General features: G+C 44.4%; 10 protein-coding genes. 7 read left to right on the plus strand and 3 right to left on the minus strand.

Features of this window, described 5'->3' with window-relative positions:
• The first annotated feature begins 405 nt into the window (after window positions 1-405).
• The 7 genes from EAO36_RS07560 to EAO36_RS07595 all read left to right on the plus strand — a co-directional run bounded on the left by EAO36_RS07560 (window position 406) and on the right by EAO36_RS07595 (window position 9,886).
• Window positions 406-792, plus strand: a complete 387-nt coding sequence (locus tag EAO36_RS07560; RefSeq protein WP_120955945.1) for a molecular chaperone DnaJ — start codon at window positions 406-408, stop codon at window positions 790-792.
• Between the two features lie 9 nt (window positions 793-801).
• Window positions 802-1,479 (plus strand): lecithin retinol acyltransferase family protein, encoded by a 678-nt coding sequence (locus EAO36_RS07565; RefSeq protein WP_235852416.1) that lies wholly within the window; start codon window positions 802-804, stop codon window positions 1,477-1,479.
• A 16-nt stretch (window positions 1,480-1,495) separates the two neighbouring features.
• On the plus strand, window positions 1,496-1,861 hold the full coding sequence (locus EAO36_RS07570) for a hypothetical protein (RefSeq protein WP_120948773.1): 366 nt from the start codon (window positions 1,496-1,498) through the stop codon (window positions 1,859-1,861).
• Window positions 1,862-1,988: 127 nt separating this feature from the next.
• The gene (locus EAO36_RS07575; RefSeq protein ID WP_162983284.1) at window positions 1,989-3,182 is read left to right on the plus strand and encodes a glycosyltransferase family 10 domain-containing protein; all 1,194 of its coding nucleotides are present in this window, start codon (window positions 1,989-1,991) and stop codon (window positions 3,180-3,182) included.
• A 306-nt stretch (window positions 3,183-3,488) separates the two neighbouring features.
• Window positions 3,489-7,694 carry an AAA family ATPase gene (locus EAO36_RS08820; RefSeq protein ID WP_235852417.1) on the plus strand — a complete coding sequence of 1,402 codons (4,206 nt, stop codon included), beginning with the start codon at window positions 3,489-3,491 and terminating at the stop codon, window positions 7,692-7,694.
• A 150-nt stretch (window positions 7,695-7,844) separates the two neighbouring features.
• On the plus strand, window positions 7,845-8,393 hold the full coding sequence (locus EAO36_RS07590) for a YtfJ family protein (RefSeq protein WP_120948772.1): 549 nt from the start codon (window positions 7,845-7,847) through the stop codon (window positions 8,391-8,393).
• 371 nt (window positions 8,394-8,764) lie between these two features.
• On the plus strand, window positions 8,765-9,886 hold the full coding sequence (locus EAO36_RS07595) for a tRNA pseudouridine(13) synthase TruD (protein WP_120955946.1): 1,122 nt from the start codon (window positions 8,765-8,767) through the stop codon (window positions 9,884-9,886).
• Here EAO36_RS07595 and EAO36_RS07600 read toward each other — a convergent pair.
• The 3 genes from EAO36_RS07600 to frr are packed head-to-tail and all read right to left on the minus strand — an operon-like array spanning window position 9,864 to window position 11,451.
• Window positions 9,864-10,286, minus strand: coding sequence for an RDD family protein (locus EAO36_RS07600; protein ID WP_120948770.1), 423 nt, complete (start codon window positions 10,284-10,286; stop codon window positions 9,864-9,866). The two genes, EAO36_RS07595 and EAO36_RS07600, sit on opposite strands and share 23 nt — an antisense overlap.
• Window positions 10,287-10,289: 3 nt before the next feature.
• Window positions 10,290-10,892: an orotate phosphoribosyltransferase gene (gene pyrE, locus EAO36_RS07605; RefSeq protein WP_120948769.1), complete on the minus strand. Its 603-nt coding sequence runs from the start codon at window positions 10,890-10,892 to the stop codon at window positions 10,290-10,292.
• A 1-nt stretch (window position 10,893) separates the two neighbouring features.
• Window positions 10,894-11,451 carry a ribosome recycling factor gene (gene frr, locus EAO36_RS07610; protein ID WP_162983115.1) on the minus strand — a complete coding sequence of 186 codons (558 nt, stop codon included), beginning with the start codon at window positions 11,449-11,451 and terminating at the stop codon, window positions 10,894-10,896.
• Window positions 11,452-11,538: the final 87 nt, after the last annotated feature.

Genomic DNA, 11,538 nt, shown 5'->3' on the forward strand with positions numbered 1-11,538 from the left:
GCAAAACCCCAAAAACACGCTTTAGAAAAAAGCCTTCGAGCTATCACATTTGCTTAGGCAAAAGCGCATTATATCGGTGTAAAGCTTAAGGGGGGCTTAGGGGTGGCAGTGACTCTAAATTTTGCCCAAAAGTAGAGAAATTGTCTTTTAAGTCTTATTCTAGTAGTCTTACCGGGCTGATAACCTCCACTTGGAGTTCGGTCCAAGCCCGTATCCCATTATGAGGAAGGCGTAAGGGGGGTCGCGCATTGCGGTCCGCTTGTTCCACCCGTTTGGCCGTTCAAAAAGCGGATAATGGCGGCGTATCGTTCTATTTCCAAGGCCTCACATCCTCCACCCCTTGACTCTCTCTCTCTCTCGCTAAAATGCTTTTTGTATTTTTAATTTTATAGGCAAGGAGCAAACATGTTTATCCAAGATTTAAGCGTTGAGCAACAACAAGTGTTCTTGTATTTGGCTAGGAAAGTCATTGAAGCCGATGGAGTGTTGCACGAATTGCAACTAGGCGCGTTGGATACGATCAAAAAGCAATGCGAATATGGCATTTCTGAAAAAGAAGTGCCTTTAAACACTCTGGGCAAACTTTTCACCACCAACCACGCCAAACACGCCGCCTTGCTAGAGCTCACCTCTGTGGCTCTAGCCGATAGCCGTTGGCATGATAATGAGAGAGATACGATCTACTCTTATGCTAAAGAAATGGGCGTATCACCCCAAAAGGTCGATCAGCTCAAGGATTGGGTAGTTAAGAACTTTATGCTTTACCAAGAAGCGGTTAAGTTGTTGGATTAGGGGGTTAAAATGTTTGGATTTTTAAAAGCCATGGTGAGTCCAGCGGGAATTGTTGCAACTGTAGCTAAAAGCGATAAAGAAAAGAGGGAAAAAGAAGCGAGGGAGAAGGAATTGCTCGAGGCTAAGGCTAAGGCTAGACTAATACAATCGGCAATAAGATCGCCACAAGCTACACTAAATGCTACAGCTCTATATCTACTACATGAAATAGGTAGAAGATTTTATGAAAGTTTTATGGTCAAATATCCAATACACAGAAAAAGTGATATATGGGATGATGCTCCGGTCGATGGAGAACCTGCTGTGGGCAGTATTGTATGGTGCGACTTGGGCGATGCTGCACATTCGGGTATTTATCTAGGCAAGAGAAAAATCATGCATTTGACGGGAAAATTCAACGATAATCCTTGCAAGATAGAAAAAACGGATCTATACGGATTTAGTGGTGGAGACCATATTTTTGTTTCGTGTAAGGACAAAATGGCGGTTGGCGATCCAAAAGCAGCCGAGTATGCTAAAGAACATGAAAATGAAGAGAGGGACTATAACCTATTGGAAAATAATTGCCATGGTTTCACTGCGGAGTGTTTTACAGGAAACGAGCAAAATGAGGTTCGTATTAGCAAACCTGACGATGTTGGAGAAAATCTACGCATGGACTGCTGGCGGTGGTGGAAATATCAATAGACTTCAAGGAGTAAAAATGGCAAAAGGATTGTTTCAATTGATGGGAATGTCAATGGAAGATGATAAGGCAAACCAAAACACCCCACAGAGTATCATCATTGATGAGGAAACCGCCAAACATATCAAGGGGAGCGGAGACTCTGAAGCAAAAGACTTTGGCTATGATTCTTGGATTGACTATTACCGCAAATACATGAAAATCCCATGTTGTTATTTGGATTGTCCTAATGATGCCGAGATTGGGGCACATGTGATGATTAAAACCGAAGAACATGGGAAAGAATGGTGGATTGCACCCGTATGTCCCAGCCACAACCCGCCTACAAACGAGCCCTTTAATGTCAAGGCAAACACCATAGCCGTGCGGCATCCTCAAAAATAACCCCAAACAAGGGGATTTGTTGCCATCAATGTTCCCCCTTGCCACTAAACCCTAGGTCCAGCACTCTTGGGGTAGGTCCAAAGCGTATTTTGGATACAATGAGCTATCTCTACTTAGAAGGCTTTGTATGTTCCAACCCTTGTTAGATGTATTTGCCCAATCCACGCACCTCCCCCAAGCTCCCCAAAAAAAGCCCCTCAAGCTGGGCTTAAAATGGTACGGTGATGGTGTGGAGGATTTTAAGAGCTGTTGTTTTTACCATGTCTTAAGCTCCCACTACGACATTAGTTTTACTGACAAAAATACTTGCGATCTTTTCTTAAGGGGGTTTCTTTTCCACGACAAAGATCTTATAGAATGTGCTAAGTTGCGGATGATGTTCATGGGCGAGAATGCCCGGATTGATTTTAATCTCTATGATTTTGGCATGGGTTTTGATGATCTCAGTTTCCATGATCGTTATTTGCGCGTGCCTCTTTACTACCTTTCTCTTTGGATGTTTTTTAAGCTAGCGATGGGTCCTAACTCCCCCTTTCAAATAGACGAGTCAATCCAGCGCGCCTTTTATGCTCTTTCACCCGACAAAAGTCCTGATCACCCGTATTCTGAAAACGCTCACCATGGCACTATTACCCTCAATACCTCTTTTAGCGACAACTACCCGCATTTGCACGCCTTAGCCAGCGATCAGAGCGATCCGACTAAACGCGCCTTTGCCAGTTTTGTTGCCTCTAACCCCAAAGCCCCCGTGCGCAATGCTTTTTACCAATTGCTCAACGCCTACCGCCCGATTGGGGGGGGGGGGGGGGTGTTTAACACGATTGGTGGCCCAGTGGCCAATAAGTGGGAGTTTTTAAGCCAATACAAATTTAATCTGTGTTTTGAGAATTCTAGGGGCTATGGCTACACGACTGAAAAGATCATCGATGCCTATTTTGCCCACACCATCCCCATTTATTGGGGTAACCCCGCCGTGGCCAAGGATTTTAACCCCAAAAGTTTTGTGAATGTGCATGATTTTAAAGACTTTGATGAGGCAATCGATTTTATTGTGTATTTAGACACCCACCCCAATGCCTACTTGGAGATGTTACACACCCACCCACTCAATAGCATTGAGGGACAGCCCCGATTTTACCAAGATTTGAGCTTTGAAAAGATTTTAGGCTTTTTGCAAAAGGCACTAGATTGTCAAGAAATCTATCACGAACACAGCCTCTATCCTGCCCATGACGACCCGATGTTTTTGTATTCAGGCAAACAACTTTGTAAGTTTCTGGCTAAAAAAATCCTTAAACGCTTAGGTAAACTCTCTAGCTAGGCATTTTCTGGGTGAGGTCAAGTTTGTAAGTGCCTTTTCAAAATCGATTTGCATGAACGCCGATTTACTAGGGTAGATTTGTCAAGGGATGGCATGCACTATATTGGCTATGGCATTTTAATTTGGGTTGGGATTGAATTGGGGGTAATCATCCTTATATTTATGTTGGCAATCACTTTTGATGTATGTACGGGTGTTATCAACAAAGTTATCGATATGCGCAATAGGGCTAAAGCTAGAAAACCTAAAACTAAGCCAAAACCCCCAACAGGTAGGGTAACACTCCAAGATTTGGAAGCTGGGCCTATGGAAGATGGCTCCACCACAACAAAACAAAAGCCACAGGATACCAACACTAGCCAGCAAGGCATGCAGGATGGCGATTCTAACCAACTCGATAAAGGAAAGCACATGGGAAAATCCAAAAAAGACATGGATGTTTGCGGACTCAAAAGGCATTTGATCCTCCAGCGCGCGGGTTGTTTGGCATGGATGGCTGATCACGCCTATAAAAATTTTGGCTGGGTTGCCTTAACACCTCTTCACCAGGCACGAGGCTCGCACTTGGCCTGGGAGAGGATCACAGCGGATCAAGATCGCTATGTCTTGGAGGGGGCAGAGGAGTTAGAATGGCTACAAAAATACCCTTATAGAGCCTATTACTTCTTTAGGGGTATTTGTGCTCAAAGACAAGAAGTCCAACGCGTAATCATCTTTAAAGACAGCGCAGAGGTGCTCAATTTCTTGCTCAATCTCTATAAACCCTATGCCCATTTTGATCCCAAATTTTCCCAACACCAAACAATGGTGAATTTAAACTTAGAGGCAGACAAGGAGAAAAATCGCGCTCGATTCCTGTATGAACAAACCTTGCAATCTTGGTCTTATTCTTTTGAAAATACGCTACATAAAATTTGCCTTAAAACCCCCACGCAGGTTAAAATCCCCCTCTCCTCTCTCCCTTTTTGCCCCAAAACTCTCGCCCCCGTGCTAGAAAAATACCGCTGGGGCGATACCTATATCTTCCAAACCACTTACACACCCCCGCCTAATTTGCCCAAGTTTGATCCTGAGATTTTACTCACAAGTTTATCTAAATCCCTCAAGTTGTTGCAAGAACATTTAGAGGAGTGTATGCAAAATCTAGTGCCCCCTCAAAGAAAACCCAAGTTTAAACGCAAGGTGCGCAAACAACTTGCTAAACTTTGCTTTGCCCAACACCATGGCTTGATCACACCGGAATACATAGAACACTTCAAACTCCACGACCCAGAAGACCCTGAGGCAATCAAGGCAGTCGCTCAAGTCTATATTGCACAAAACTTCCCCAGTTTCAAGGATAAAATTGCCATCCCTGAAGAGAGCGAATATTTTGCCCTCCGGCGTTTTACGCTCAATGATCAAAAACATTACTACATGGAACAGGCTTTATGGGTTTGGGCATACCAACGCTTACTAGAGATTTTTAACAATTCTCTAGAGAACAGAGAGGTTAAAGATCAGCTTCTAGCGCGTTTAAATCCTGTGCAGGCTTGTGAATTTGAGCAAGCCTTTTATGAAAATCTTGAGGAAAAACAGGGGGTGGCTATATGGAGCTTGATTGAGCATTTGGCATTGCCACTCGCCGTTTTACAACAAGACGATCAAGTCGTGATTGCCAAAAATCCTCATTTTAAGCCCGCCACCTTTTTAAACGAAAGCGCACACCATCAAGATATTTTACGCCTCTTGTTTTTCTTTGGGAGAGTGTTAAGTGAGGAGAATGCCAGCCAATTACTCCAAATGCACCGCGATATTATCCCGGTTTATCCGCATGTCCGAAAAGACATGGGCTTTCATGCGCTTAAAATTTATTTGCTCAAACAAAAAGCGGGTTGCTTGTGTTGGATTGCCGATCAGGCCTATAAAAACTTTGGTTGGGTGAGCTTAAATCATGAACAACAAGCCCAAGGCATGCATATCGCTTGGGAGTATATTACAGAGGAACAAATTTATCAAAGACAAGAAGCCCATTACTTCTTTGCGGGCATTTATGCCCAAAGACAAGCAAAGCAACGGCGCATCAATTTTCAAAACGCCCAAGAAGTGATTGCCTTTTTAGTGGAGTTGTTTAAGCCCTTTGCTACCCACGACCCTAACCATGTCTCTCATTTGAGTGCCGCCCATGACACTATGCAATATGTGGATGTAGATATGGAACATTTTGGCGCGCGTTTGTATGAGGAAATTCTCAAAGAATGGGAGCCAGATTTTGTAGGCTCCTTAGAAAAAGCCCTCAAGCAAACCCCCACACACGCCATAATCGCAACAAGCGATCTCCCCTTTCTTACCAAAGAGACCGAACTCGCCCTAGAAAAATACCGCCAAGGCGATAATTATATTTTCCAAACCACCTACACCCCCCCAAGTGCTCTGCCCAGTTTCGATCGCTCCATTTTAGCTTTCAACTTAAAAGAGAGCTTAAAGGTTGAGCGAGGGGCGTTAGCTGGGGTGGTGGATAGCTTGGCACGCCCCAAGAATAACCCTACACTCAAGCGCAAAACCCGCAAACAAATCGCCAAACTCCGCTTACAAGAAACATACGGGATATTAACCCCCAATGATTTTGAAAACTTCCATTTAGACTACCCCAAAGCCAAAAGTTTTTTAAACAAACACCGCTTCAAATATCAAGGGCAAGAGTGTTACTATTTTGAATACGCCCTAAATATTTGGGTTTTGCAACGCTTATTAGAGATTTTTGAGGGCTCAATTGCTATGCAAGAAGTCGAGCATGCCCTCTTGGCACGCCTAAACCCCGCCCAAGCCCTAGAATTTACAAGTGCCTCTAGCCAAAAATATGCCAGCACACAAAACATTACCACCACCCTTGCCAGCCATTTAAATCTACCCTTAAGCATTGTAGAGCATAGCGATAGCATGGCGATCGTGCCCAACCCCGCTTTTAAACCCCATGTGTTTTTAAACCACAGCCCACATAGCCAAGAAATTTTACGCCTACTTTTAGACTTTAAAAACTGCCACAAAGAGTCAAAAGAACCCACGCCCACCACACCCCGGTTATTTACCCTAGTGCCTAAAGCATTAGAAGGGGTATTTAGTCAGTTGTGTATTGAAAATATTGATGTGCACATGGAAGCATTATTTTTTGATGACAAGCCCGCCTTTGTCCAAAAAATCCTTGACTTGCAACGCCAATTCCTTAAAGAGAAAACTAATTTTGAAGAGAATTTTTTAGAATGGTGCGCGGCTCATTTGGAGAGTGCAAATGTGCCTATGGAGGATAAAAAGGGATTGATCCAAAAGATTATAGAGATAGAACAACGCTTGATCGACGAGCAAGCCACGCTAGAGAAGGCGTTTGCTACATGGTGGGCTGAGAATATGCATATAGAACTAGAAGCCCTATTTTTTGATGATAAACCCGCCTTTTTTCAAATATTCCTTGCGATGCAGACGCAATTTTTCCAAAAAAACCTCATAAAACCACAAGAGCCAAAGATCGCAACTCCCACCCAAGAACCCCCACCCCCCAAAACACTCCCCACGCCCAAACCCCAAGACAAATACTCTCCCAAAGCTATCAAATCTTATTTGGATCAATTTGTGATTGGTCAAGAGAATGCTAAAAAACAAATGAGTTTGGTTTTTAGCGATCACTACAAACGCATTCAAGGACAATCCGGCTTAGAAAAGGCAAATGCTATTTGTATTGGACCTTCAGGCAGTGGTAAGACTTTTTTAATTGAAATGGCCACTCAGTATTTAGACATTCCCTATTGTCTTGTCAATGCCGCCTCTCTTACCCCTACTGGTTACAGAGGCGAAGAGACTAATCAAATGTTTGCCATGCTCTATAACAATGCCGATAAAAACATAGAAAAAGCTGAGCAAGGGGTGTTGGTTTTAGATGAGATTGATAAACTCGGGCAAGGTGGCTGGTCTGACAAAGAATGGCGACAGGGGGTGCAAAATGAACTCTTAAAGGTCATTGAAAAGGGGATAGTGTCCTTTGAATATGGAAATGGGAGCAATAAACAAACCATCTCTTTAAAAACCGATCACATGCTCTTTATTGTCTTGGGGCATTTTGAAAAGTTATGGAAAAATAACCAATCACACCAAAAACTCCCCAAAATCACTAATGAAAATTTAATAGAATGTGGCATGAAGCGCGAATTTTTGCGCCGTTTCTGCGTGCGCGTGATCTTTGAGCCGGTGGATATTGACATGCTCACAGAGCTCTTAGATCGGCGTTTAAAACCCTTCCAAGAGGAATTTTTTAAAGCAGGGAGTGCCCTAGAGTTTAGCCCAGAAGCTAAACGCTTTTTAGTCAAAAACGCTTTAAAAGAGGGAGTTGGCATGAGTGGATTAGATCAAAAACTCCATGAACTACTAATGCCCCTGCGCTTTGATTTAGAGGATTACAATGGTTTGAAGTGTGTGATCAATGGAGAGACTTTGGAGAATGGAGAGGTGTTTGTGGAGCCACTGGATTGTCCCTTAGACTAATCATTAAGCATCTTGTGTGGATGACTGGGTGTTAGCAATGAAGATTTTAATGCAAAAGCTTGGGTCATCATAACCATTATGAAACCAGCTATCTTTATAGGTTTAGAAATGCATAGTATAATGGCCCCATTCTGATTTAAGGTGGTTTTTGTGAAAAAGATATTTGGGAGTTTGTTGTTGGCATTGAGCATGGCGCATGGGAGCAATATTGCCCTCAATCGACCCTTGGCAGATGTGGTAGTGCGGGATAGGGGTGAGCTTGTTTTGAATGGGGATTCGATACAATACAAGGTGTGGGATAGCAAAAGTCTAGCGGGTAAAGTGCGGATTGTCCAACATATCGCCGGGCGCAAAAAGGTCAAAGCAGAGAACCAACCCCTAATGGATCGCATTGTTGCTGCACATTTTGATGAGAGTAAATACCAAACAACCAATATCATCAATGTCGATGATGCCATAATGGGTACGGGTCTTTTTGTGCGTGGGGAAACTAAGAAGGCTAAAAGGGAACACCCTAATAGCCAAGTGGTGATGGATAATGACGGGGTGGTGCAGAAGGCTTGGGGTTTAAAAAAGCAAGAGAGCCTTATTGTTGTGTTAGACAAAACGGGCAAAGTGCGTTTTGTACATGAGGGCAAACTGAGTAACGCCCAAATCCAAGACGTGATGGACTTGGCTAAAAAGTTACAACAAGAATAAAAGTTTCTATGATAAGTCTTGCCCACTCTGTTTTACCAGCGTAAAGTCGTGTTGGCTTGATCTTCCCAGCCCCCGTGTCTGACAATTGGTGGGCAAACCCTTTGAATCCATAGTACCAAGAGAGAACAAAACAAGTAAATATGTAACACAAGTCTTTTAGGACTTGCATGGCCCTCTAGGTTTTAGTGGGTATAAGCCTATCCCATGTTACCATGGCTCCCATTTTCAATTTAAGGAGTCCCTATCCAAAATATTAATCACCAACTCAACCAACAGCCTAAATCCACTAAACAATTTTACCGCTTATTCCAGTTTTTAACCCGCCCGCAAAATGCGGGACTAGCTTGCAATTTTGAGCTGTGGTTGCCCTTATGAACGCGCCTAGATTTTTTGCCAGTGGCCATGCCCCCATCACATTTTCTTTCCACAAATGCCCCAAGGACTTCGTGGTGCAAGAAGAACCCCTGTATGCTTTCTATGGGCATGGGGATCACCTCATCGTGCAGGTGCGTAAAAAGAACAAGAGCACTTGGGAGATGCTTTCGCTCTTATCACAAATACTGGGTTGTGATGTATCGATTTTTGGTTACGCTGGACTCAAGGACAAACACACGATGGCGTTGCAATATGTGTCTATGCCCAAGAGCTATGAAACTTTATTAGACAGGCATACCCCCATACTTGCCGAACAGGGAATCACAATTCTAAGGAGCACCACACACCCCCATAAACTGAATCTAGGGCATCTCAAAGGCAATCATTTTTTAGTGCGCCTTAAAAAACTCGATCCGATCAATGCCCAAAGAATCAGTCAGGTATTGCTTTTTTTACAAGCCTATGGCTTCCCCAACTACTTTGGAGTACAATGCTCTGAGAGCTTGGAAGATGGTTTTAGACAGAGCTACGCTAGTGGTCAGAGAATCGATCGGGTTTTGCTTTCCACCCAACAAAGTTGCTTGTTTAACCAGTGGTTGAGTGCGCGCATGCGCTTAAATTCCCTTGTACAGGTTCTTAGCCCCAAAGAAATTACTCAAGAGTTCATAGGGCTTGATGTGAAACAAGTCCAAGGCCTCAAAACCCAGCAACATTATTTCAAACTTTTAAGTGGCGATGTGCTGTGCCATTACCCCTCCTTTAGGCGGTGCTTTTACCATTACGATCAGGATTTAGGGCATGATGTCGAACGGCTATTCACGCATAGACTAGCCCCCACGGGATTATTGCCCGGACATAAGGTGCTGTTGGCTAAAGATGTTGCTGGCTCTTTTGAGGAGCCCTATAGTAACTTGATTGATATTCAAGGTGATCGTCGTTACGCCTTGGTTTTCCCGACAGATGTTTCTTTTAACTACAACACCCAAAAAGCCCAAGGCGAGTTGCGCTTTTTTCTACCCAAAGGGGCTTATGCAACAACATTTTTGGAAGAACTTGCGGGCAAGGAGCTATTTAACTCCGAAGTACCCACACCTATTAAGACTCCAGCACTCTCTTAACCTGTGTTTGGCACAGCACATCATGCAAGAAGCGTTTGTCTTTGCTAAAAAAGGGGGTGAAAAAGCCTATGAGCGTGCTGGCGACCACAAGCCAGAGCACAAAGCGCACGCACGCACGCCCCAAGCCCATGGGCTGTCCTTGTTGATCGAGCACCATCAAGCCCGTATAGCGCAAGCCCGGAGTTTGCCCACTCTTACTGATAAAAAGCGCATTAATCACGCCATAGACACACACACAGCTCAAAATGGCTAGCTGATTCTCTCTAAAGGCTTGTGCCGAGCCTAAGATCACATAAGTGGTGAAATATAAAATGGGGGTGTAGATCAAAAAAAGGTCGGTGAGAAAAGCCTTAAGCCTTGCCCCGATATGCAGACAAGCGAGGGTTTTTTTAAACTCCAAAGGCTAATTGCCCCGACTGCCGGGCTTAATGGGCGCGCTAAAAGCACATAGCGGGCAATTTTCAGGCGCATGCATCTCAAAATCAAAGTTTTCTAAAGTAAAAAAGGGCAAGTTAGCAGGGAGCTTACAAGCTGGATTGTGGGTGGCACTTAGCGGGCAAATACCCCGGTTGGCTAGGCTAGCAAACCCAACCACCACACCGCCCATTTCTTGCACGCATTGGCTGGCTTCCAAAGCAGAACCCCCGGTGGTGATGATGTCCTCACAGATCAAAACCTTTTCTTGGGGGCAGAGCGCAAATCCACGCCTCAAGACCATTTGGGAATTGACCCGTTCGCTAAAAATAAAACGCACGCCCAAAGCCCGCGCGAGCTCATAGCCAGCTAAAATCCCGCCCAAGGCCGGTGCGCAAACACAGTCCACTAGAACTTGAGCCTCTTGGATTTTCTGGGCTAGAGCCTCTGCGAGCATTTGGGCGTGTTGGGGGTTTTCAAGCACCTTGGCTGATTGCAGATAAAATCCAGAATGGTTGCCGCTACTGAGCAAAAAATGCCCCTCCAAGAGCGCGCCACAATCTAGGTAGAGTTGCCGGACATCTAAAGCCATGTCAGACCTTTAAAATCTCTTCCTCTTTGCTTTTGAGCACGTTTTCAATCTTTTTGATGAAGTCATCGGTGAATTGTTGAATCGCCGCTAGGGCTTTTTTATTCTCATCGGCACTAATGGCTTTGTCTTTCTCGAGCTTCTTAATTTGGTTATTGGCATCTTGGCGGATATTGCGCACCGCTACTTTTGCTTTCTCGCCCATCGCCCGTGCATCTTTGGCGATCTCCTTGCGTTGCTCGCTGGTCATGGGTGGGAAAAAGAGTTTGACATTTTGCCCGTCATTATTAGGATTCACGCCTAAATTAGCCTCTTGTAAAGCCCTCTCGATCTCTTTAAGCAAACCCTTTTCCCATGGAGTGATCGTGATGGTGGTTGCATCGTTGGCAATCACAGAAGCCACTTGGCTAAGTGGGGTGGGGGTGTTGTAATAATCGATGCGGACATGATCTAAAAGATTGATGGAAACCTTGCCACTGCGCAAGGTGGTGAAATCCTTAGATAGGGCTTGCAAACTCTTTTGCATTTGCTCTTTGGTGTGCTGGTAAATGGTATCTAGCATGGTTATCCTTTATTTTTGTGGGGTTTTATGGGGGTTGCTTAGAGTGGGCGCGCTCTCAGGGCTGATAGGGGCTTGTGGGGCTAGGGG

This window comes from Helicobacter mehlei, assembly GCF_003660265.1.
Lineage (GTDB): Bacteria > Campylobacterota > Campylobacteria > Campylobacterales > Helicobacteraceae > Helicobacter > Helicobacter mehlei.